Source organism: Citrobacter sp. Cpo147 (assembly GCF_030332405.1).
In the GTDB taxonomy this organism is placed as follows: Bacteria; Pseudomonadota; Gammaproteobacteria; order Enterobacterales; family Enterobacteriaceae; genus Citrobacter; species Citrobacter portucalensis.
In genome coordinates, this window is sequence record NZ_JAOWHX010000039.1 from 277,926 (window position 1) to 299,567 (window position 21,642).

Consider the following 21,642-nt stretch of genomic DNA (forward strand, 5'->3'; position numbering starts at 1 on the left):
AGCGACTCCTGACTACTGACGATTCGGGCAATGCAGACGCGTCATCTGACCCTGCCTGCCGAGGGGTGAAGAAATTATAACGTTGATGCTGACACATCCCGCTCTCGTTGTCTGCATTCGGTTAACCTGCCAGTTCACAGGCGATGAAAACGGGTACAGCTGGGTTTGCTGCCAGGCGTGGCGCCAGAGTTGCTGATACTGGTTTCTGATGATAAAGCTGTTCATTAGCACCCGCTGATATCCTGACAACGCGGTCACAATCATTACCATTAGTACCATTGCCAGCATCACTTCCGGCAGACTAAAGCCACGCTGTCTGTTCAGGGGATCTGGCATAACGTCTGCTCCTTTAGTGGACAAAAATCGCTCCAGCCACGCGCCGAGAATTCTATGTTGCCATCAATAACCGCCCCCTGACGCCATAACGATATCTCTTCATAGTGGGCAATAAGCAGCACAAAATTATTGGTAAGCAGACGCAGGCAAACCGCGGCATCCTGCGTAGGAACGCGCCGACACTGTACGGCGGGTTGTAAGCGCCAGGGCTGCGTACGCCCCCATTCCATCGCGGATTGCACTACCGCCTGACGCTGCAGCGCCTGACTTTGTGTGACCACACGCGCAGCAAAACTGGCCTCCTGTCTGCTAACGCCTTGCAGCAGCAGACTACCGAGCACCAGCAGCAACAGGACCATTGTCAGAGAGGATACGCCTCTCTCACGGTTCATAGGTTGAATCCCGTAACGCTGTAGATCGCTTCAACAACTTTTTGTGGTTGGTCATTACTCACTCCACGCAAACGCAGCGTAAGAAGCGGGGAATATCCGCTGAAATTCAGCCTTTCAACCTGGAATGCCTCAATCTTCATCGTGGCCGGATCGGTCATTTTCTCCCATCCTTTGCCAGTGCAGCCGGTGGCTCCACGCACGGTTTCCAACACCTTGTCCTGTAAACGAAACCCAATAGAATCAGCCTCTTTCACGGGACTGCTTTCCCAAACGCCATTGCTGTTGGCATCCCAGCGGGCAATAACACAGTCTCCCTTAGCCGATATCACCAGTCCCTCTCCGACACAGTTTCCCCGGCAATACCCCGCCCGCTGAAGATGCTTCGCCACGGTGTAGACCCGCTGCCATATTTCATCTTCCAGTACTAACTGGCGCGTGTTACGCAGAATCTCTCGCTGTAGCGCCGGTAAAAATCGTGCTGAGCTAAGCAATAAAATACTGCTAATCGCCATGGCAATGAGCATCTCCAGCAGTGAAAATCCCCGTTCATTTACTGACATAATCTCGCCTCATCGCGCTCGCAAAGCCTGATTCGTCCCCAGCCAGACACCACCACGCGCTATTCCCCTGCCGTATTTTTCAGACGTATATGTCCGGCCCATGCCGTATTGCGCAGTCCAAAAAAGGCCAGTGAAGGTGTTATCTCTGCCATTTCGACGTCGTCCCAGGGCGATGTAAAAACCAAAGACGAAGCGGGTCGACACGTGGTTTGCGAAGCAGCAGAGCTGACAAAACACCATGATGTGCCATCCCGAATCACGCTTATCACATGATCGCGGTTACGCCAGTTAGCATCTTCACGCAGTTGCAGCAGGTAGTCCCGCACCTGGCAGGCGGTCTGCCACAGCCGCTGTTGCTGCTGCCAGCGCTGCCAACCATACAGCCCAGATGCACCAAGCGCCGCGACAATCAGCATCGCAATCAGGGTTTCGAGAAGCGTGTAACCTTGTTGTTTTTTCATGTCGCCAGTATGGCGTGAGGAAAATGAATAACGAGCGGGAAATTCGGTTTCTACGGCGAGCTATGGGGAATATTTAGCGCGTTACAGGCCGTTGCAATATTTCAGGAATCCGCGCCGAAGAACGCGATTTGTGACAAAAAAAACCGACGCACATGGGCGTCGGTTGTGACAGCATGAAACAGGTTAGATAGCTACCGGTGCTTTAATACCCGGGTGCGGATCGTAGCCTTCAATTTCGAAGTCTTCGAAGCGATAGTCAAAGATTGATTCAGGCTTACGTTTGATAACCAGTTTCGGCAGCGCGCGAGGTTCACGGCTAAGCTGCAGATGCGTTTGATCCATATGGTTGCTGTACAGGTGCGTGTCGCCGCCGGTCCAGACAAAATCACCCACTTCCAGATCGCACTGCTGCGCCATCATGTGTACCAGCAAAGCGTAGCTGGCAATGTTAAACGGCAGGCCGAGGAACACATCGCACGAACGCTGATACAGCTGGCAGGAGAGCTTGCCATCCGCCACGTAGAACTGGAAGAACGCATGGCACGGTGCCAGCGCCATTTTATCCAGCTCACCGACGTTCCATGCTGAAACGATGATGCGGCGAGAGTCCGGATCATTTTTCAGCTGGTTTAGCACGGTGGTGATCTGGTCGATATGGCGACCATCTGGCGTAGGCCACGCGCGCCATTGTTTGCCATAAACCGGGCCTAAATTACCATTTTCATCCGCCCATTCGTCCCAGATTGAGACGTTGTTTTCATGCAGGTAGGCAACGTTAGTATCGCCCTGCAAGAACCACAGCAACTCATGAATGATCGAGCGTAAATGGCAGCGTTTAGTCGTAACCAGCGGGAACCCTTCCTGCAGATTAAAACGCATCTGATGACCAAAAATGGAAAGCGTTCCGGTTCCGGTGCGGTCGTTTTTCTGTGTGCCTTCATCCAGCACTTTTTGCATCAGTTCTAAATACTGTTTCATGGTTCCTCAGGAAACGTGTTGCTGTGGGCTGCGGCGGTACGCCCAAACCATCATAATAATGCCTGCGACAATCATCGGGATAGAGAGGATCTGCCCCATGCTGATGTACTGTACCCAGGTGCCGGTAAACTGCGCATCCGGCTGGCGGAAGAATTCAACAATAATACGAAACGCGCCATAACCAATCAGGAACAGACCGGATACCGAACCCATCGGGCGTGGTTTGCGAATGTACAAGTTCAGAATGATAAACAGCACAACGCCTTCCAGCGCCATCTCATAAAGCTGTGAGGCGTGGCGTGGCAGCGAGCCGTAGGTATCAAAAATAGACTGCCATTGCGGGTTAGTTTGCAGCAGTAAAATATCTTCGGTACGGGAGCCCGGGAACAGCATGGCGTACTTGAAGTTCGGGTCAACGCGTCCCCACAGCTCACCGTTGATAAAGTTGCCCAGACGCCCAGCACCCAGGCCAAACGGAATCAGCGGGGCAATGAAATCAGAAACCTGGAAGAACGAACGCTTAGTGCGTTTGGCGAAGATAATCATCACCAGGATCACACCGATAAGTCCACCGTGGAAGGACATACCGCCGTCCCAGACGCGGAACAGATACAGGGGATTATCGAGGAATAACGGGAAGTTATAGAACAGTACGTAACCAATACGCCCACCGAGGAAAACCCCGAGGAAGCCCGCATACAGTAAGTTTTCTACTTCATTTTTGGTCCAGCCACTGCCCGGACGATTCGCGCGGCGCGTCGCCAGCCACATCGCGAAAATAAACCCCACCAAATACATTAAGCCGTACCAGTGAAGCGCGACGGGTCCGATTGAGAAAATGACCGGATCGAAATCCGGAAAATGCAGATAGCTACTGGTCATCTGTCACCACAAGTTCTTGTTATTTCGCTGAAGTCAGACAGCAATTGATAAGCGCGCCTGCATAATGCAGGCGCTCCAAAGGTGCGAATGATAGCACAAGGGGTTAGAAGCGGATGCCGGGAAGATGTAAAAGATCTGTATAGGTAATCTCTATCCCCCGTAATACCTGATAGCGCTACGCTTGTCAGACCTACAATCCCCCGCGAATCAAGCCCCCCATGCCACGACGCTCCATGAAGGCCGCTACCTGATGGCGTACTTCTGTTGCCATCTGTGCCTCCAGGCTGCGCTGCGCCAGCGTTTGCGCCTCATCAAAATCGATATGACGCAGCAGATATTTTACGCGAGCGACAGAACGACCGTTCATCGACAAATGACGGAAACCGAGACCGATCAGAATAGCCACGCACATCGGGTCGCCCGCCATTTCACCACACAGGCGCAAATCGATACCGCTTCTTTCGGCTTCCTGCGCAATCATCGCCAGCGCACGCAACATCCCCGGATGCAGGCTGTCATAAATGCTGGCTACCCGTGTGTTGTTACGATCGACGGCCAGTATGTACTGGGTAAGGTCGTTGGTTCCGACCGATATAAAGTCTATCCGGTTTGTCAGATGCGGCAGCATGAACACCATCGACGGAACTTCCAACATGATGCCAATGCGCGGTTTCGGGATCTCGTAACCGATCATCTCCTCCACTTCGCGTCCGGCGCGTTCAATCAAACGTCGCGCTTCGTCCACTTCATCGATGCTGGTTACCATCGGCAGCAAAATGCTCAGGTTTCCGGTTGCCGCATTCGCACGCAGCATAGCGCGAACCTGGATCAAAAAGATCTCCGGCTGATCGAGCGTTATGCGGATCCCTCGCCAGCCAAGGCACGGGTTCTCTTCACTGATCGGCATATAGGGCAGCTGTTTATCGGCGCCGACATCCAGCGTACGCAGGGTCACCGGCTTGTCGTTAAACATTTGCAGCATCCCCTGATACTGCGCAACCTGTTCTTCTTCCGAAGGAAATCCGCTTTGCAGCATGAACGGGATTTCGGTGCGATAGAGGCCAATGCCGTCGATTCGGCTACCCAGCTTTTCTTCATGTTCCGGGCTGAGACCCGCATTGAGCATCACCTTCACGCGCTCGCCGCTTTTCAGCTGTGCTGGCTGGTTGACGTCGTCTTCCGCCAGGCGGCTCAGCTCAATTTCTTCACTGATAAGACGCTGGTATTCCTGGATCAATACCGGTTCCGGATCGACCAGCAGTTCACCGCGATAACCGTCCACCACCAGCGTACGGCGATGCAGCACCGACGGCTGGATATCGGCCCCCATAACGGTAGGGATACCCAGCGCACGCACCATAATTGCCGCATGAGAGTTGGCTGCGCCGTCCCGGACAACCACGCCAACTAACCGGTCCTGAGGAAGCTCCGCCAGCGTGGTTGCTGAAAGTTCATCCGCCACCAGCACAAAGCGTTCCGGCCAGGCATTCGGCCCCTGGATAGAGTCATCAAGGTGGAACAGCAGACGCTGGCCCAGCGCGCGTAAATCTCCGGCCCGCTCTTTGAGGTAGTTATCGCTCAGCGCGGCGAACTGTTCGGCAAACTTTTCGATGATCGTTTTAACCGCCCACTCGGCCACCGAACCGTTATCCACTTCCGCAAACAGCTCGCGGCGCAGACGGGTATCGGAAAGCAAGTGCGAGTAAAGATCAAAGATCGCCGCCGTTTCTTTCTGCGCCCCAGCGGTAAAACGCTTGCTGTAGCGGCGGAATTCGTTCGCCGCCTCTTCCAGCGCACCAGTCAGTCGCTCGCGTTCAAGCACTGGATCCAGCGTTGAAGCCTGGTAGACCTGTTCCATCAACGGCAGCGTCGCATCCTGCCAACCTTCGGCTATTGCCACACCGGGAGCGGCAGGCAGCGCACGGATACGTGTTTGACGGTATTGACCGAACAGCGCGTTTAGCTGCGACTGCGAAAGTATGGCCGCCATTTGCGTGGCGAGCGTGACGAGGAAAGACTCTTCACTTTCATCGTACTGACGCAGCTCACGCTGCTGCACCACCAGCACACCTAAAAGCTGGCGACGCTGAATGATCGGTACGCCTAAGAATGCACGAAAACGCTCTTCTTTTACCGAAGGAATGTATTTAAAGCTGGGATGTTTTTGCGCATCGGCGAGGTTGATAGGTTCCGCCAGCCTGCCAACCAGGCCAACGATACCTTCATCAAACGCGAGTGCGACAGTGCGACCACGTGGTTTTTTTAGTCCCCGGGTCGCCATGAGGTAATAACAACGTCGATCGTGATCGGCCAGATAGACCGAGCAGACCTCGGTATCCATCGCAAGACAGATGTCGGTAACCAGTATATTCAGCGCTTCGTTCAGACGCGGAGCACTGGCCACCTTTTCGACTATTTCGCGCAGGCGGGTGAGCATAATTTGCGTAGCTTAACCTCTTTTACGTCTGTACGCAGGTGCGCTTTGCGGTTTAGGAGTGCTCTCCTGAAGCGCCATGACAACACTTGCGAATTCTTTCATCACCCTGCGATAGACATCGCGTTTAAATGACACCACCTGTCGAACCGGATACCAGTAACTCACCCAGCGCCAGCCGTCGAACTCAGGTGTACTGCTGGTTTGCATATTGATTTCAGCATCGCTACTGACCAATTGCAGAAGAAACCATTTTTGTTTCTGGCCGATACAAACCGGCTTCGTGTCCCAACGCACCAAACGTTTCGGTAACTTGTAACGCAACCAGTTACGAGTAGAAGCAAGGATCCGTACATCTTTACGACTGAGACCCACTTCTTCAAAGAGTTCCCGGTACATCGCCTGCTCTGCTGTCTCTCCTGCATTGATCCCACCTTGTGGGAATTGCCAGGAGTGCTGACCAAATCGCCGGGCCCACATGACCTGCCCCTGGCGGTTACAAATTACTATCCCTACATTCGGGCGGTAGCCATCGTCATCAATCACCGGACTACCTCAACATAAACCTTATATACAAACGATTGTTTCACACTCCTGAGGGGCGGTAAACCACTCTGTTAAGGGTGCGATATTCTAATAACAATTGAATAACTCACAGTTAAAGGCCGAGTTATAAACAGAAGAAGGGCAAGCAAGGCGATTTTATTCACCTTTTCTGTGGATATAGTTGTGAAGAAGTACGGAATTACTATGGGAAAACCCAGAACAGTCCGAATAAGACATTCGTCACATATCAAAAATACTCTTATACATTCATAAAGTTAAAACCGATCCACGCAGATAAACACACAGAAATGTGATGTGCATCACGCATACGATCTTCACGCTGATGAAAGATCGACCAGCGTTGGTTTTATCCACAGATTATGCCAATAAGTTAGGCACAATTTGTGTGAAAATTCGATTTTCGTCGCACGTCAAGGCTGTAAATTGAAACAGTAGTGGGGGTTTTTCACAGTTATCCCATCTTTCTGTGGATAACATGGTGTAAGATCCTGTTCATTGTCAGTGACCAGAATTGGAAAACCCGCTTCGCTGTTGCGCAACTCTGCGAACGTGAATCTAAAAACCAATATAAATCATAGAATTGAATAAAGCATGTGGAAAAAGATAAACTCTGTCCATACGGTATAAAATCACTGCTCATTTTTTCACCTAAGGGTTAACCCGATGCCAGAACTCCGTCCGTTGCTTTCTCCCCCTGAATCTGAAGCCCAGTTGCTGAGCCAGGCACGGCAGCTTTCGGGCTACGCGTTAGGAGAATTAGCGGCAATGGCGGGAATCATTACGCCGAAGGATCTTAAGCGCGATAAAGGCTGGATTGGCGTCCTGCTGGAAATCTGGCTCGGTGCCAGTGCGGGCAGTAAACCAGAGCAGGATTTTGCGGCGCTGGGCGTGGAGCTGAAAACGATCCCTGTGGACAGTCTTGGCAGACCGCTGGAAACCACCTTTGTGTGCGTGGCGCCGTTAACCGGCAATACCGGCGTCACCTGGGAAACCAGCCATGTACGGCACAAACTCAAACGTGTTCTGTGGATCCCGGTAGAAGGCGAACGCAGCATCCCTCTGGCTGAGCGCCGCGTCGGCTCTCCCCTGCTGTGGAGCCCGAATGAGGAAGAAGACCGGCAATTGCGTCTGGACTGGGAGGAGTTAATGGACATGATTGTGTTAGGTCATGTCGAACGCATCACCGCTCGCCATGGGGAAGTACTGCAACTGCGTCCTAAAGCCGCCAACGCCCGCGCGCTTACCGAGGCCATTGGCGCCAACGGCGAACCCATCCTGACCCTGCCACGCGGCTTTTACCTGAAAAAGAACTTCACCCGCGCATTGCTTGAGCGACATTTCTTGTTCCAGGCGCAATAGGCACCGTCCGGCCTTTCACCCGCCGCGTTACGGGCCTATAATTACCGCTTCTTTTTTTTGGCAGGACTTTGTTCGATGTTATTTGCATGGATAACCGATCCTAACGCCTGGCTTGCGCTCGGTACGCTGACGCTGCTGGAGATCGTTCTTGGGATCGACAATATTATTTTCCTTTCTCTGGTTGTAGCCAAACTCCCGACAGCGCAACGCAATCATGCTCGACGTATTGGACTGGCGGCGGCGATGATCATGCGTCTGGCACTGCTGGCTTCTATCGCCTGGGTAACGCGGCTGACAAACCCGTTATTCGAGCTGTTTGGCGAGGCGATATCAGCACGCGACCTGATCCTTCTGCTGGGGGGATTGTTCCTGATCTGGAAAGCCAGTAAAGAGATCCACGAATCCATTGAAGGTGAGGAAGAAGGTCTGAAAACTCGCGTATCCTCTTTTCTGGGTGCGATTGTACAGATCATGTTGTTAGACATTATCTTCAGTCTGGATTCCGTGATTACTGCGGTAGGCTTGTCCGATCATCTGTTTATCATGATGGCGGCGGTGGTGATTGCCGTAGGCGTCATGATGTTTGCTGCTCGCCCGATTGGTGAGTTTGTCGATCGCCACCCTTCGGTAAAAATGCTGGCGCTCTCGTTTCTGATTCTGGTCGGTTTTACGCTGATTCTGGAAAGTTTCGACGTCCACGTTCCGAAAGGATATATCTATTTCGCCATGTTCTTCTCTATCGCGGTAGAGACCCTGAACCTGTGGCGTAATAAAAAAAATCCGCTCTGATGAAATCCATCGCTCCCCGCAAGGGGAGCGAATGCCAGCCACACCTACCCCTTCTCACAGTTTAAGATTTTACTGCTTTCACCCTGCACAACTTCGCGTTATTACTAAACTATTGTCAGACGCAGGCCATGTGAGGATAAGCAGATGAAAAAATGGGCAGTTTTGATTTCCGCCGTAGGACTGGCTTTTGCCGTTTCCGGATGCAGCAGCGATTATGTAATGGCGACAAAAGATGGTCGAATGATCCTGACCGATGGAAAACCAGAAATTGACGATGATACCGGTCTGGTGAGCTATCACGATCAGCAGGGCAATGCGATGCAGATTAACCGCGATGATGTGTCTCAAATCATTGAACGCTGATGGTTGAGGTCAGCAGCGCGCTGGCCTTAACAATTTTACTTCCCTTTTTCTCTTCCCTCAGCCATTTTTATAATCCTTATGTCGTGATTATAAAAAGGAAACGGCTATGCAATATCACCGTATACCCCACAGCTCGCTGGAAGTCAGTACACTGGGGCTGGGCACAATGACGTTTGGTGAACAAAACAGCGAAGCCGACGCACATGCACAGCTCGATTATGCCGTAGCACAGGGCATTAACTTGATCGACGTTGCCGAGATGTATCCGGTACCGCCGCGTCCTGAAACCCAGGGCCTCACCGAAACCTACGTAGGTAACTGGCTCGCCAAACACGGCAGCCGCGAAAAGCTGATCGTTGCTTCTAAGGTCAGCGGACCATCACGTAACAACGACAGCGGCATTCGACCGAATCAGGCGCTGGACCGTAAAAATATCCGTGAAGCGCTGCACGACAGCCTGAAAAGACTAAAAACCGATTATCTGGATCTGTATCAGGTTCACTGGCCGCAGCGCCCGACCAACTGCTTTGGTAAGTTAGGCTACAGCTGGACAGACTCCGCGCCAGTCGTTTCCCTTCTCGATACCCTGGACGCGCTGGCCGAGTTTCAGCGCGCCGGGAAAATTCGCTACATCGGCGTTTCTAATGAAACCGCGTTTGGCGTGATGCGCTATCTGCACCTGGCGGACAAACACGATCTGCCACGCATCGCCACCATCCAGAACCCCTACAGCCTGCTGAACCGCAGCTTTGAGGTTGGACTGGCTGAAGTGAGCCAGTATGAAGGCGTTGAGCTGCTGGCTTACTCTTGCCTGGGCTTCGGTACGTTAACCGGGAAATATCTGAACGGCGCGAAACCTGCCGGTGCACGCAATACGTTGTTTAGCCGTTTCACGCGCTACAGCGGCGAGCAGATGCAGAAAGCCATTGCGGCCTATGTGGATATCGCGAAACGCCATAATCTGGATCCCGCGCAAATGGCGCTGGCATTCGTGCGTCGTCAGCCGTTTGTCGCCAGCACTTTGCTGGGCGCCACGACGATGGAGCAGCTAAAAACCAACGTTGAAAGTCTGCATCTGGAGTTGAGCGAAGAAGTACTGGCAGAGATTGAAGCGGTGCATCAGGTGTATACCTATCCTGCACCGTAACAGTTAGCGCCTGATGGCGCTACGCTTATCAGGCCTACAGACAACTTCCCTGTAGGCCTGATACGGCAACAGCATACAACAGACTAATGGCGGCGCTGCCAAATCCACAGCGCCGCAATCGCCAGCGCAAACAGCGCACCAAATCCAATACCAATCGCAACAGCCGGGATCCCCACCAGCACCGCCAGTGAGTAAATACCGAGCATCAACAGCATCGCGCTGTTTTCACCCAGGTTTTGTACCGCTATCGCATTACCTGCGCCGACGCTTTTCTTACCCCGTTCCTGCAGCAACGCATTCAGCGGCACCACAAAGAAGCCACCCGACACGCCGATAAGCATCAGCAATGCGTAGGCCGGAAGCAGCGAATGTTGAAGAGAGAAAATCAGCACCACGACGCCAATCAGGATCCCCGCAGGCATACAGCGCGAAACGGTTTCCAGCGTTACCAGCTTCGCTGCCGCACCCGCACCGACCACAATCCCGATCGCTACCATGGCATTGAGGTAGGTCGGCGTGGCGTTATCGGTGATGCCGAGCGCCACCGGGACCCACAGCACCAGCAGAAAACGCAGCGTAACGCCCGCGCCCCAAAAAAGGCTGGTTCCCACCAACGAGAAGCGTGTTTCACCGTTGCGCCACAACGATGAAGCCGCACAGAAGAAACTGCGCGTCATTTTCCCCAGATGCCAGGACTGGCCAGGACGAGCCGCGGCCAGTTTCGGGATATACAGGTTAGCCACCACCGCGCCAGCATAGGCCAGGGCACAGGCAGAAAGCGCGGCAATTACGTGCCAGTCGGCCAGAACGCCGCCGGCGACAGAACCGAGCAAAATCGCGGCAATGGTGGAGGCTTCCATCAGGCCGTTAGCCTTCACCAGTTTGTCGCCGGTAGTCAGTTCACCGAGAATGCCATACTTGGCTGGTGAATACGCCGCCGCGCCGATTCCCACCAGCGTATACCCAAGAAACGGATTAATGCCGAAGCAAATACTCGCCGCGCCCAGCAATTTCAGAGCGTTCGCGAACATCATCACTCTGCCTTTGGCAAAGCTATCCGCCACCTGTCCAACAAAGGGGGCAAAAAGGATGTAAGCGCCCACAAACACCATTTGCAGGATCGGCTGACTCCAGTCCGGATAAAATTGCTCCTTCAGCAACGCCAGCGTAGCAAACAGCAACGCGTTATCGCCAAACGCCGACAGAAACTGTGCGGCGATAACGGACATCATCCCTTTGGACCAGATTGAAGTGTTAGTGTGCACTGACTCACTCATGTTGTTTTTCCGGCTCATCGACCCAGCTTTTCAGCGTAACAAAATCCGGCTTACCGCTGCCGAGTAATGGGAGTTGCTTCAGGTGGCGAATATCACGCGGTACAGCGAGTTCAGGTACGCCGTGCGCCCGCGCATACTGCTGTAGTTTTTCACGCGTAAGTTCGCTATCGGTAGTGAACAGCACCAGCGCCTCACCTTTGCTGGCATCACTCTTGATCGCCGTGGCGTGCATTTTGTCTGCAGATACCGCCAACGCAAGTTGCTCAACCATTTCCAGCGAAACCATCTCTCCGGCAATTTTAGCGAAACGCTTAGCGCGCCCCTGAATCTGTACAAAGCCGTTTTCATCAAAGCGCACGATGTCTCCGGTGTCATACCAGCCGCGCTCAATCTCACCTTGCGCATTCTCTGCTGTCGGCACTTCCAGCACGCCAGGTTTTTCGACGCGCAAATAACCGCTCATAATATTAGGACCTTTCAGCTGTAAACGCCCACCGTCCTCAATTCCCGGAACGGCCAACAGTCGAGCATCCATACCAGGCAAGATGCGCCCTACCGTTCCCGATTTTGCCGCCATTGGTACGTTAATCGACACAACCGGCGCACATTCCGTCACGCCATAGCCTTCAAGAACGCGCAGGCCAAATTTCTCCTGCCACAGCTGCTTTGTGCTGTCCTGAAGTTTTTCCGCTCCCGCCACCACATAGCGCAGGCGGTGGAAATCGTACGGATGCGCAAAACGCGCATAGTTGCCGAGGAACGTTGAAGTACCAAACAACACGGTGCAGTTCCGGTCGTATACCAGCTCTGGCACAATGCGGTAATGCAGCGGGCTGGGATAAAGAAACACTTCTGCGCCAGTCAGTAGCGGCGTGAATAATCCCACCGTCAGGCCAAAGGAGTGGAACAGCGGCAGCGCCGACATAAAACGGTCATCGGCGGTGAAATCGGCAATCGTTTTGATCTGCTCAACGTTCGCCAGAATGCTTTTATGACTGTGAACCACGCCTTTCGGATGGCCTTCTGAACCAGAAGTAAAGAGGATCACCGCAGCGTCTTCCGGCTGTTGCTTCACCTGCGCCAGATGAGGTGCCAGCAGATGTGAGAAAATCCACAGCTTATCGCTGAAGGTCACATCAGCTTTTAAGTCTTCCAGATAAACCCAACGCACCTGGGTGAGCTGTTCCGGTAAATGCCAGAGTTTGCCTTTATCGAGAAACTGTCGGGATGTGAAGATTGTTTTAATTTCAGACGCAGTGATGGCGCTGGTTAATCCTTTCACGCCCGCGGTGTAGTTCATCATGGCCGGAATGCGTCGGCGCGCAATGGCGCCAAAAATGACCGCTGCGCTGATCCCCGCGTTTGGCAGCATCAGGCCGATTTTTTCACCTTCGACACTGTATTTTTCCAGAATACGGGCCACAAAGAGCGTCTTTGTCAGCAGCTTGCGGTAGCTGTCCGGGGTAAAGTTAACATCTTCAATGCAGTTTTTGCCTGCGCCAAAACGGTATTTCGCCGCCAGCAGCGACTCGTATAGCGTTTCACGCGGGCGAACCGCCATGCGTGCTTCCATCATAATTTGATGCAGCATCTCTCCGGCGATTTTGCGGCGATCGCGAGCACGCGGTGCTTCCGGCATCGGCAGTTGTGTCGGCGGTAGGATGTGTAAGCGGATACGCGGGAAGAATCGCTGTTTAACCAAACCTTTCAGGCGGCTAAAGCGGGAAAGCTCCGCGCCTTCAATGCGCACAGGAACGACCGTCGCCCCAGACTTTGCGGCGACAAACCCCGCGCCGTCATAAATTTTCATTAACGAACCGGACGTCGAAATACGCCCTTCCGGGAAAATAACCACCGGACGGCCCTGTTCGACCAGACGAACCAGATGTTTAATCGACATCGGTTTGGTTGGATCTAACGGTACGAAATCAATCAGCGGAGTTAGCCAGCGCATATACCATTGCTGGCTGATAGAGGTGTAAACAGCGAAGACGGGACGAATCGGTAAAAAGAGCGCCAACAGGATGCCGTCTATAAATGAGACATGGTTGGGAGTGATTAGAACGCGTTCTCCCTGTAGCGCGCTGACATCGCCCGTGACGCGAACGCGGAAAAGCACGCGAAACAGATTACGAAAAAAGCCAAATAGCATCTCAACTCCCTGTGCCATTAATTATATAAACATCAATGGTGGGAGAGTATACGAGTTGGGGAATGGGCGCGACAGGTAACTGGTAAATACAATCCGAAAAAAAACCTGCGCATCCGCGCAGGTTGGTGCAAGAGACAGGTACGAAGTGCGTACCGAATAATCTCACCAATCAATACCTCTGGGATCTTGATTGTGGTCGTCAGCAGCCAGATACGCCAGTGCGAAAACGCAAAGGAATGAACCCAAATGCAACGAGTTGTGTAAATTATCGGTTACTGTTACAGATAGGCTGAAGGTAAAAAAAAACCTGCGCATCTGCGCAGGCTGGTGTAATTCTAGTGATCAACCCGAAAGTTGATTTCACCTATCAATACCTCTGGGATCTCAACTCTAGCAATCTGCTCAGTTCCCTCACCAGCGAACAATCGCAACAGCACATCGCAAAGTGTAAGCAAAAATTAGCATTTTCTATTTTCTGTCTTACTTCGCTCGTGTGCGCTCACATTTGCGACGTTCTGACGGGCAATCTGCTTGAACAGCCAGCCATTTTCCGTAACACTGACGGAATGTAAGCGTTTACCCACAACAGGTACTATCATGGCGACCATAAAGGATGTAGCCCGACTAGCTGGTGTATCAGTCGCCACCGTTTCTCGAGTGATTAATGATTCCCCTAAAGCCAGCGAAGCATCGCGCCTGGCCGTAACGAGTGCAATGGAATCACTCAGCTACCACCCCAACGCCAATGCGCGTGCGCTGGCACAACAATCCACTGAAACCATCGGTCTGGTGGTAGGTGATGTGTCCGATCCATTTTTTGGGGCAATGGTTAAAGCTGTCGAGCAGGTGGCGTATAACACCGGTAATTTTTTACTGATTGGTAACGGCTACCATAACGAACAGAAGGAACGACAGGCGATTGAACAGCTCATTCGCCACCGCTGCGCAGCCCTTGTTGTCCACGCAAAAATTATCCCGGATGCTGAGCTGGCATCACTCATGAAGCAAATCCCCGGCATGGTATTGATTAACCGAATTCTGCCGGGATTCGAACAACGCTGCGTTGCCCTTGATGACCGTTTCGGCGCCTGGCTCGCGACCCGACACCTCATTCAACAAGGCCATACGCGCATTGGCTATCTGTGCTCCAATCACACGATTTCAGATGCGGAAGATCGTCTGCAAGGCTATTACGACGCGCTGGCAGAGAGCAATATTCCTGTCAGCGATCGCCTGGTAACGTTTGGTGAACCGGATGAAAGCGGCGGTGAACAGGCTATGACCGAGTTACTTGGCCGTGGCAAAAACTTCACTGCGGTAGCCTGCTACAACGACTCAATGGCGGCTGGTGCCATGGGCGTATTGAATGATAACGGCATTGATGTGCCGGGAGAAATCTCGCTGATTGGTTTTGATGATGTGCTGGTTTCCCGCTACGTGCGCCCGCGTTTGACCACGGTGCGCTACCCGATCGTGACGATGGCAACCCAGGCTGCCGAACTGGCGCTCGCGCTGGCGGAGAAGCGTCCCGTGCCTGAAATTACCCACGTTTTTAACCCAACTCTGGTGCGTCGCCATTCCGTTTCGACGCTGACAGAGCCGGGGAATTCATCGTCAAACGAATAACCAGGATAGCGTTATGACTACGATGTTGGACGTTTCACGACACGCAGGCGTCTCAAAAGCGACCGTTTCGCGCGTACTGAATGGCACGGGTCAGGTAAAAGAGAGCACGCGCCAGAAAGTGTTTAAGGCCATGCAGGCACTTGATTATCGGCCTAATTTTTTAGCGCGCTCTTTGGCAAACCGCACCAGCAACAGCATTGGTCTGGTAGTTTCCACATTTGATGGATTCTACTTTGGCCGCCTGCTGCAACAGGCTTCACGCCAGACGGAATCTCACGGCAAGCAGTTGATCGTCACCGACGGACACGACACACCAGAGCGTGAGCAGGAAGCCGTGCAAATGCTGGCGGACAGGCAGTGCGACGCCATTATTCTCTATACCCGCTATATGAGTGAAAAGGCGATTATGTCGTTGATGAACAGCATTGCTATGCCCTTGCTGGTCATCAACCGTGATGTCAGCCAGGCCCGCGATCGCGCAATTTTCTTTGAACAGGAAGACGCGGCCTATCAGGCGGTCAATTATCTGATCTCCCAGGGCCATAGCGATATTGCTTGTATCACTGTGCCAGGCCATACGCCTACCGGTAAATCACGCCTGATGGGGTATCGTAAAGCGCTGGAAAAAAACGGTATTCCCTGGGATCCCGATAAGGTCAAATACGGCGACTCCACGATGACGCGAGGCTATGAGGCCTGCCGTGAACTGCTGGAGGAAGGGGTGAAATTTAGCGCCCTGTTCGCCTGTAACGATGACATGGCATTAGGCGCATCAAAAGCGTTACATCAGGCCGGGCTGAGGATCCCAACGGACGTCTCACTGTTTGGTTTTGATGATGCGCCCAGCGCCAAATGGCTGGAGCCAGGGCTGTCTACCGTATATCTACCGATTGATACCATGATAACCACGGCAATCGACCAGGCTATCCGGCTGGCCAACGGCGAGAGCGTCGAGCCAATCCCACCGTTTACCGGCAAACTGGTACTACGTGACTCAGTAACGCTCGGGCCATACTTTAAGTAATCAAATGCCGGATGGCGGCGCAAGCGCCTTATCCGGCCTACAGGCCCCGCAGTTAATCTCGTAGGCCGGATAAGCGTAGCGCCATCCGGCATTTCACAACGCTGTAATCAGATTAATTCCAGCGCTAACAGCTCATCAATGGTCTGGCGACGGCGAATTAGCCGCGCCACGCCGTTATCGAACAAAACTTCCGGCAGCAGCGGGCGGCTATTGTAATTTGACGACATTGACGCGCCGTACGCCCCGGTATCATGCAGCACCAGATAATCGCCCGGCACCACCGCAGGCAACAGTCGGGTTTCCACATTTCCGCCCTCCTGCTGGGTAAACACATCGCCAGATTCGCACAGCGGCCCGGCTACCACGGTTTCCCGTTGCGGGGTGTGTTCCAGAGAGCGACCATCCCCTGCCAGCGCTGAGATATGGTGATAACTACCGTACATGGCCGGGCGCATTAGATCGTTGAAGCCCGCATCGATCAGCACAAAGTGGCGGCTACCCATCTCTTTTACGCTACGTACCTGCGCCACTAACACACCGGCTTCCGCGACCAGAAAACGGCCTGGCTCTATCTCAAGTGCGACCGGGTGGCCCAGGTGTTTAGCAATCTGTTCACGCGCAGCGTTCCACAATCCAAAGTAATGATCGGTATCGATCGCCTCTTCCCCTTCGCGATACGGGATTGATAAACCACCGCCCGCGGAGATCGCCTCCAGATCCTGACCAAATTCAACCACCTGGCGCACCATTGCGCCGCACACCTGCTCCAGATGGCCGTAGTCTACGCCGGAGCCGATATGCATATGAATCCCCACCAGCTTCAGCTTATAGCGCTGAATCACCTCCAGCGCCGCGGGAAGATCGCTATACCAGATCCCGTGCTTGCTGTTTTCACCGCCGGTATTGGTTTTCTGGCTGTGCCCATGTCCAAAGCCAGGGTTTACGCGTAGCCACACGCGATGGCCCGGCGAGACCTGGCCCAGTTGTTCCAGCATATCCACCGACCCGGCATTTACCGGAATGCTCAATTCATGCACCCGCGCGAGCGTCGCTTCATCAATCATATCGGCGGTAAAGACGATTTCATCTTTCCCCGGTACGAAGCCTGCCGCCAGCGCACGTTCAATTTCGCCAAGCGAGACGGAATCAACCTTCACGCCCTGCTCGCGCATCAGGCGCAAAATATGAATATTCGAACATGCCTTTTGGGCGAAACGCACCACGTCAAACTGACTCAATTTGGCAATCTGCGCGCCGATAATCTGAGCATCATAGACCCACACCGGGCAGCCGAATTCGGCAGGCAGGCGCAGCAGGTTGTCGGCGGTCAGGTCAGTGTCAGTACTATTGAGTGGGCGTGGCATGGTGTGCTCCGGTATTGGCTTTTTTATGATTACGCCACAGCCCGAAAAGAATAAAAAATATCGTTTTATTGTGAGTCTATGCAAAAATGATATGGATTGATTCATTCGAGGATTGCCCATGCCCGCCGTTAACCTGCGACACATCGAAATTTTTCACGCCATCATGACGGCAGGCAATCTGACAGAAGCCGCGCGCATGCTACATACCTCGCAGCCCACCGTCAGCCGGGAACTGGCCCGATTCGAGAAAGTGCTGGGATTAACGCTGTTTGAACGCACGCGTGGCCGACTGCACCCAACCGTGCAAGGGTTACGTCTGTTTGAAGAAGTGCAACGTTCGTGGTATGGCCTGGATAGAATTGTGAGCGCCGCCGAAAGCCTGCGCGAGTTTCGCCAGGGCGAATTGTCGATTGTTTGCCTGCCGGTATTCTCACAGTCTTTTTTACCGCCGCTGCTGCAGCCATTCCTCGCACGCTATCCACAGGTCAATATTCAGATAGTGCCGCAGGAGTCACCGCTGCTGGAAGAGTGGTTGTCGGCGCAGCGCCACGATCTGGGGTTAACGGAAACGCTGCATACGCCTGCCGGAACGAAACGCACCGAATTGCTGGCGCTGGATGAAGTGTGCGTGCTGCCGCAGGGCCATCCGCTGACTAAGAAAGCGGTGTTAACGCCGCAGGATTTTCAGGGAGAAAACTACATCAGCCTGTCGCGCACCGACAGCTACCGTCAGCTACTGGATACCCTGTTTAATGAGCACCAGGTGAAGCGCCGCATGGTGATTGAAACCCATAGCGCCGCTTCAATTTGTGCAATGGTACGGGCAGGCGTGGGGATCTCGGTGGTGAACCCACTGACCGCGCTGGATTACGCCAGCAGCGGAGTCGTTATCCGCCGCTTCAGTATTTCGGTACCCTTTACAGTCAGCCTGATTCACCCGCTTCATCGCCCCGCCTCGGCGCTGGTTGATGCTTTTACGGCGCATCTGCAGGCCCATCTACCGAGGCTTATTGACCCGCTGGAGGCTATTTTGCATCCGCAGCCGAAAGCATAAACGCCACCGCATCTTGCGCATGGATTGCCGCGGTGTCGAAAACCGGTAGTGGGCTTAGCTCGGTGTGAACCAGCAGACCAATCTCGGTACAGCCAAAGATCACCCCTTGCGCCCCCTGTTTCGCCAGTTGGTCGATGACGCCCAGGTAATAATCGCGGGAAGCCTCGCTGAATTCACCGAGACACAGCTCGTCGAAAATAATCTGGTTTATTTTCTGACGATCATCAGCTTCAGGGATCAGCGTGCTAATGCCAAATTCAGTCTGTAAACGCCCGCGGTAAAAATCCTGCTCCATGGTGTAACGCGTACCCAGTAGCGCCACGTTGCTCATTTGCTGCTTTTGTATCGCCCGCCCCGTCGCGTCGGCAATATGCAGAAACGGCACATCACAGGCGCTTTCAATCGCCTCAGCAACTTTGTGCATGGTGTTGGTACACAGCACAATTCCTTGCGCCCCGGCTTGCTGTAGCCCTGTGGCGGCCTGCGCGAGGATCTCACCGGCTCGCTGCCAGTCACCGCTTGACTGACAGGCTTCAATCTCGTGAAAATCCACGCTGTGCAACAGAATCTGTGCCGAATGCAGTCCACCCAGACGCTGTTTTACCCCTTCATTAATGAGTCGATAATAAGGAATGGTAGATTCCCAGCTCATACCGCCTAACAGACCGATCGTTTTCATCATTTCCCCTGACTCGTTGTTGTCTCTCCAGTGAACCAAAGATGTGATCAACTTTCCACATCTGTTGGCGTGCATTTCTTTTTTTAATTTTCTGATATAGCTTTAATGAAACGTTGTTTTAATTAATTACAGGAAGGCCGGATGTTTATTTTTCATAAAGAGACCACGCTTGACGATCTGGGCAATAGCGTTACCCGGCGCATTCTTGCTCACGGCGGTAACATGATGGCGGTTGAGGTGAACTTCGAGCAAGGCGCAATCGGCCCGATGCACAATCATCCGCACGAGCAGTTGACTTACGTGTTGTCCGGTGAGTTTGAATTTACCATTGGCGAAGAGAAACATATCGTTAGGGCGGGCGATACCCTGTATAAACAGCCCAACATTATGCATGGCTGCGTCTGCTTAAAACCGGGAACGCTGCTGGATACCTTTACCCCAATTCGCGAAGATTTTCTGCACGGGTAAGGCGCTAATTAAAAAAACCGGGTCGCGTTGACGCTTTCCCGGCCTATAAGAGACTCCACTCGCAGGCCGGATAAGGCTGAACCGCCATCCGGCATGCTTATCTGACTTACACCCCAATATCTCTTAACTTCTCGCCAGCCATCAGCTTACGTTCGATATGCTCCAGCGTGACGTTTTTGGTTTCTGGAATCAGCCAGAACGTAATACCAATAAATACGACGTTCAGCGCAGTATAGAGCCAGAACGTACCGGCGGCGCCAATGCTGTCGAGCAGCGTCAGGAACGTTGCGCCAATGATCATATTCGACACCCAGTTGGTGGTGGTGGAGCAGGTAATACCAAAATCACGGCATTTCAGCGGCTGAATTTCCGAACACAGGATCCACACTACCGGCGCGGCGCTCATCGCATAGCCTGCAATACACATCATCGTCATGCCAACTGACAGCCAGGATAGCCCACTGGAAGCCGTGCCGTTATCAAACTGCATCAGACAATAACCAAGCACCAGTGTCCCGATGGCCATTACGCTGAAACCAATTTTCAGCGCCGGTTTACGTCCTGCTTTGTCGACCGTGAAGACGGCAATAAAGGTGGCGAACATAAACGTTAAGCCAACTACCAGCGTGGCAATCATCTGCTGCTCTGTGGTGGTAAAACCCGCCATTTTAAAAATGCGCGGCGCGTAATACATGATGATGTTCATCCCGGTGAACTGCTGCATCGCCTGCAGTAACATTCCGAGGAAAACCGCGCGACGCACGTTACGGTTAATTTTAAACAGCGCCCAACCACCCTGCTTCAGCTTCAGGCTTTCACGGATTTCGTTCAGCTCATCGCGGGCTTTTTCTGACGTATCGCGCAACATGCGCAGTACTTCTTCAGCTTCGATGTGGCGACCTTTCTCCGCCAGCCAGCGCGGGCTGTTGGGCAAGAAAACAACCAGAATAATCAGCAATACAGCCGGAAGCGCCAGCACGCCAAGCATAGCGCGCCAGTTACCGCTGTAGCTGAACGCGGTATCGGACAAAAAGGCCAGAACGATACCCAGCGTCACCATCAGCTGATACATACTGATCATCTTGCCACGCACGTTTTCGCTGGCCATTTCGGAGAGATAGAGCGGTGCGGTGTAAGACGCGATCCCCACCGCTACGCCCAGCACCACGCGGGCAAAAATGAGCATTTCTACGCTGGAGGCAAACGCCGAGCCCAGAGATCCGACGACGAAAAGGATCGCGCCCGCCATCAGGCTGTATTTGCGCCCCAGGCGGAATGACAACCAACCGTTAAAAAGCGCACCAATTGCCGCACCCAGCATCATGCTGCTTACCACCCACTCCTGCAGGCGGCTGGTCAACACAAAGTGATCGGTGATAAAAGGCAACGCGCCAGCAATCACGCCAATATCCAGGCCGAATAACAACCCTGCGACAGCCGCAGAGATAGAAACAAACATATTCATACGTCGCGTATCGCGCACTGGGCGCGGCGCTAAAGCAGCATCATTATTTATTGAGACCATTTTTTCCTGCCAGATACAGAGTAACCATGCCATTGAAAGTAAGGGATCCCTTGCAGGAAGCGTCAGGCGGGAAACGGCAAAAACATGGATTAAATAGCTACACCACATGGTTATGTGATGGATATTCCAATTTTAAAATTTACCGACAATCACTCAATTAAATTTAACTAATTGATATTAAAGAATATTAAAAACAATAAATTTA

General features: G+C 53.0%; 20 protein-coding genes and 1 pseudogene. 8 read left to right on the top strand and 13 right to left on the bottom strand.

Annotation, left to right across the window (positions count from 1 at the left end):
• Nucleotides 1-12: 12 nt before the first annotated feature.
• The 8 genes and pseudogenes from OGY06_RS19485 to rppH form a co-directional block, all read right to left on the bottom strand.
• On the bottom strand, nucleotides 13-336 hold the full coding sequence (locus OGY06_RS19485; RefSeq protein ID WP_003825617.1) for a prepilin-type N-terminal cleavage/methylation domain-containing protein: 324 nt from the start codon (nucleotides 334-336) through the stop codon (nucleotides 13-15).
• Nucleotides 321-728 (bottom strand): DUF2509 family protein, encoded by a 408-nt coding sequence (locus OGY06_RS19490; protein WP_003825615.1) that lies wholly within the window; start codon nucleotides 726-728, stop codon nucleotides 321-323. The genes OGY06_RS19485 and OGY06_RS19490 overlap by 16 nt, the downstream gene beginning before the upstream one ends.
• Nucleotides 725-1,288: a prepilin peptidase-dependent protein gene (locus OGY06_RS19495; RefSeq protein ID WP_003825611.1), complete on the bottom strand. Its 564-nt coding sequence runs from the start codon at nucleotides 1,286-1,288 to the stop codon at nucleotides 725-727. Before OGY06_RS19495 ends, OGY06_RS19490 begins: the two co-directional genes overlap by 4 nt.
• Nucleotides 1,279-1,749, bottom strand: a pseudogene (locus OGY06_RS19500) (prepilin peptidase-dependent protein). Before OGY06_RS19500 ends, OGY06_RS19495 begins: the two are co-directional and overlap by 10 nt.
• 183 nt (nucleotides 1,750-1,932) lie before the next feature.
• Nucleotides 1,933-2,727, bottom strand: coding sequence for a thymidylate synthase (gene thyA / locus OGY06_RS19505; protein ID WP_003033990.1), 795 nt, complete (start codon nucleotides 2,725-2,727; stop codon nucleotides 1,933-1,935).
• A 6-nt stretch (nucleotides 2,728-2,733) separates the two neighbouring features.
• Entirely contained in the window at nucleotides 2,734-3,609 is an 876-nt protein-coding gene (gene lgt / locus OGY06_RS19510; RefSeq protein ID WP_003825606.1) for a prolipoprotein diacylglyceryl transferase, read from the bottom strand.
• Between the two features lie 190 nt (nucleotides 3,610-3,799).
• A complete protein-coding gene (gene ptsP, locus OGY06_RS19515) occupies nucleotides 3,800-6,046 on the bottom strand; it encodes a phosphoenolpyruvate--protein phosphotransferase (protein ID WP_003825604.1) in 2,247 nt (748 codons plus the stop codon).
• Nucleotides 6,047-6,058: 12 nt separating this feature from the next.
• Nucleotides 6,059-6,589, bottom strand: a complete 531-nt coding sequence (gene rppH, locus OGY06_RS19520; RefSeq protein ID WP_003825602.1) for an RNA pyrophosphohydrolase — start codon at nucleotides 6,587-6,589, stop codon at nucleotides 6,059-6,061.
• A 684-nt stretch (nucleotides 6,590-7,273) separates the two neighbouring features.
• Between rppH and mutH the strand changes: the two genes are divergently transcribed.
• The 4 genes from mutH to OGY06_RS19540 all read left to right on the top strand — a co-directional run bounded on the left by mutH (nucleotide 7,274) and on the right by OGY06_RS19540 (nucleotide 10,268).
• Nucleotides 7,274-7,969: a DNA mismatch repair endonuclease MutH gene (gene mutH / locus OGY06_RS19525; RefSeq protein ID WP_003825600.1), complete on the top strand. Its 696-nt coding sequence runs from the start codon at nucleotides 7,274-7,276 to the stop codon at nucleotides 7,967-7,969.
• A 75-nt stretch (nucleotides 7,970-8,044) separates the two neighbouring features.
• Nucleotides 8,045-8,758: a TerC family protein gene (locus tag OGY06_RS19530; RefSeq protein WP_003033961.1), complete on the top strand. Its 714-nt coding sequence runs from the start codon at nucleotides 8,045-8,047 to the stop codon at nucleotides 8,756-8,758.
• A gap of 144 nt (nucleotides 8,759-8,902) precedes the next feature.
• The gene (ygdR, locus tag OGY06_RS19535) at nucleotides 8,903-9,121 is read left to right on the top strand and encodes a lipoprotein YgdR (RefSeq protein ID WP_000758660.1); all 219 of its coding nucleotides are present in this window, start codon (nucleotides 8,903-8,905) and stop codon (nucleotides 9,119-9,121) included.
• 106 nt (nucleotides 9,122-9,227) lie between these two features.
• Nucleotides 9,228-10,268, top strand: coding sequence for an NADP(H)-dependent aldo-keto reductase (locus OGY06_RS19540; protein WP_286605889.1), 1,041 nt, complete (start codon nucleotides 9,228-9,230; stop codon nucleotides 10,266-10,268).
• An 83-nt stretch (nucleotides 10,269-10,351) separates the two neighbouring features.
• On the opposite strand, the gene lplT is transcribed toward OGY06_RS19540, so the two are convergent.
• Both lplT and aas read right to left on the bottom strand, forming a co-directional pair.
• A complete protein-coding gene (gene lplT, locus OGY06_RS19545; RefSeq protein WP_008785713.1) occupies nucleotides 10,352-11,545 on the bottom strand; it encodes a lysophospholipid transporter LplT in 1,194 nt (397 codons plus the stop codon).
• Nucleotides 11,538-13,697 (bottom strand): bifunctional acyl-ACP--phospholipid O-acyltransferase/long-chain-fatty-acid--ACP ligase, encoded by a 2,160-nt coding sequence (gene aas / locus OGY06_RS19550; RefSeq protein ID WP_003825593.1) that lies wholly within the window; start codon nucleotides 13,695-13,697, stop codon nucleotides 11,538-11,540. The genes lplT and aas overlap by 8 nt, the downstream gene beginning before the upstream one ends.
• A gap of 597 nt (nucleotides 13,698-14,294) precedes the next feature.
• Between aas and galR the strand changes: the two genes are divergently transcribed.
• Both galR and OGY06_RS19560 read left to right on the top strand, forming a co-directional pair.
• Nucleotides 14,295-15,323 carry an HTH-type transcriptional regulator GalR gene (gene galR, locus OGY06_RS19555; protein ID WP_048215625.1) on the top strand — a complete coding sequence of 343 codons (1,029 nt, stop codon included), beginning with the start codon at nucleotides 14,295-14,297 and terminating at the stop codon, nucleotides 15,321-15,323.
• 13 nt (nucleotides 15,324-15,336) lie between these two features.
• Nucleotides 15,337-16,347, top strand: coding sequence for a LacI family DNA-binding transcriptional regulator (locus OGY06_RS19560; RefSeq protein WP_008785715.1), 1,011 nt, complete (start codon nucleotides 15,337-15,339; stop codon nucleotides 16,345-16,347).
• A 107-nt stretch (nucleotides 16,348-16,454) separates the two neighbouring features.
• Here OGY06_RS19560 and lysA read toward each other — a convergent pair whose 3' ends face one another.
• Nucleotides 16,455-17,711, bottom strand: coding sequence for a diaminopimelate decarboxylase (gene lysA, locus OGY06_RS19565; protein ID WP_063940933.1), 1,257 nt, complete (start codon nucleotides 17,709-17,711; stop codon nucleotides 16,455-16,457).
• A gap of 118 nt (nucleotides 17,712-17,829) precedes the next feature.
• Here lysA and OGY06_RS19570 point away from each other — a divergent pair, with 118 nt between their 5' ends.
• Nucleotides 17,830-18,765, top strand: coding sequence for a LysR family transcriptional regulator (locus tag OGY06_RS19570; RefSeq protein ID WP_008785717.1), 936 nt, complete (start codon nucleotides 17,830-17,832; stop codon nucleotides 18,763-18,765).
• Here OGY06_RS19570 and OGY06_RS19575 read toward each other — a convergent pair.
• Nucleotides 18,737-19,444: an aspartate/glutamate racemase gene (locus tag OGY06_RS19575; RefSeq protein WP_286605890.1), complete on the bottom strand. Its 708-nt coding sequence runs from the start codon at nucleotides 19,442-19,444 to the stop codon at nucleotides 18,737-18,739. The two genes, OGY06_RS19570 and OGY06_RS19575, sit on opposite strands and share 29 nt — an antisense overlap.
• 141 nt (nucleotides 19,445-19,585) lie before the next feature.
• Here OGY06_RS19575 and OGY06_RS19580 point away from each other — a divergent pair, with 141 nt between their 5' ends.
• A complete protein-coding gene (locus OGY06_RS19580; RefSeq protein WP_286605891.1) occupies nucleotides 19,586-19,912 on the top strand; it encodes a cupin domain-containing protein in 327 nt (108 codons plus the stop codon).
• A gap of 106 nt (nucleotides 19,913-20,018) precedes the next feature.
• On the opposite strand, the gene araE is transcribed toward OGY06_RS19580, so the two are convergent.
• Nucleotides 20,019-21,437 (bottom strand): arabinose-proton symporter AraE, encoded by a 1,419-nt coding sequence (araE, locus tag OGY06_RS19585; protein WP_003033926.1) that lies wholly within the window; start codon nucleotides 21,435-21,437, stop codon nucleotides 20,019-20,021.
• Nucleotides 21,438-21,642 lie beyond the last annotated feature (205 nt).

What these genes read in the sequence shown, in the direction of transcription:
- OGY06_RS19485 (WP_003825617.1), bottom strand. Translation starts at nt 336, where the DNA reads ATGCCAGATCCCCTGAACAGACAGCGTGGCTTTAGTCTGCCGGAAGTG.
- OGY06_RS19490 (WP_003825615.1), bottom strand. Translation starts at nt 728, where the DNA reads ATGAACCGTGAGAGAGGCGTATCCTCTCTGACAATGGTCCTGTTGCTG.
- OGY06_RS19495 (WP_003825611.1), bottom strand. Translation starts at nt 1,288, where the DNA reads ATGTCAGTAAATGAACGGGGATTTTCACTGCTGGAGATGCTCATTGCC.
- thyA (WP_003033990.1), bottom strand. Translation starts at nt 2,727, where the DNA reads ATGAAACAGTATTTAGAACTGATGCAAAAAGTGCTGGATGAAGGCACA.
- lgt (WP_003825606.1), bottom strand. Translation starts at nt 3,609, where the DNA reads ATGACCAGTAGCTATCTGCATTTTCCGGATTTCGATCCGGTCATTTTC.
- ptsP (WP_003825604.1), bottom strand. Translation starts at nt 6,046, where the DNA reads ATGCTCACCCGCCTGCGCGAAATAGTCGAAAAGGTGGCCAGTGCTCCG.
- mutH (WP_003825600.1), top strand. Translation starts at nt 7,274, where the DNA reads ATGCCAGAACTCCGTCCGTTGCTTTCTCCCCCTGAATCTGAAGCCCAG.
- OGY06_RS19530 (WP_003033961.1), top strand. Translation starts at nt 8,045, where the DNA reads ATGTTATTTGCATGGATAACCGATCCTAACGCCTGGCTTGCGCTCGGT.
- ygdR (WP_000758660.1), top strand. Translation starts at nt 8,903, where the DNA reads ATGAAAAAATGGGCAGTTTTGATTTCCGCCGTAGGACTGGCTTTTGCC.
- OGY06_RS19540 (WP_286605889.1), top strand. Translation starts at nt 9,228, where the DNA reads ATGCAATATCACCGTATACCCCACAGCTCGCTGGAAGTCAGTACACTG.
- lplT (WP_008785713.1), bottom strand. Translation starts at nt 11,545, where the DNA reads ATGAGTGAGTCAGTGCACACTAACACTTCAATCTGGTCCAAAGGGATG.
- aas (WP_003825593.1), bottom strand. Translation starts at nt 13,697, where the DNA reads ATGCTATTTGGCTTTTTTCGTAATCTGTTTCGCGTGCTTTTCCGCGTT.
- galR (WP_048215625.1), top strand. Translation starts at nt 14,295, where the DNA reads ATGGCGACCATAAAGGATGTAGCCCGACTAGCTGGTGTATCAGTCGCC.
- OGY06_RS19560 (WP_008785715.1), top strand. Translation starts at nt 15,337, where the DNA reads ATGACTACGATGTTGGACGTTTCACGACACGCAGGCGTCTCAAAAGCG.
- lysA (WP_063940933.1), bottom strand. Translation starts at nt 17,711, where the DNA reads ATGCCACGCCCACTCAATAGTACTGACACTGACCTGACCGCCGACAAC.
- OGY06_RS19570 (WP_008785717.1), top strand. Translation starts at nt 17,830, where the DNA reads ATGCCCGCCGTTAACCTGCGACACATCGAAATTTTTCACGCCATCATG.
- OGY06_RS19575 (WP_286605890.1), bottom strand. Translation starts at nt 19,444, where the DNA reads ATGAAAACGATCGGTCTGTTAGGCGGTATGAGCTGGGAATCTACCATT.
- OGY06_RS19580 (WP_286605891.1), top strand. Translation starts at nt 19,586, where the DNA reads ATGTTTATTTTTCATAAAGAGACCACGCTTGACGATCTGGGCAATAGC.
- araE (WP_003033926.1), bottom strand. Translation starts at nt 21,437, where the DNA reads ATGGTCTCAATAAATAATGATGCTGCTTTAGCGCCGCGCCCAGTGCGC.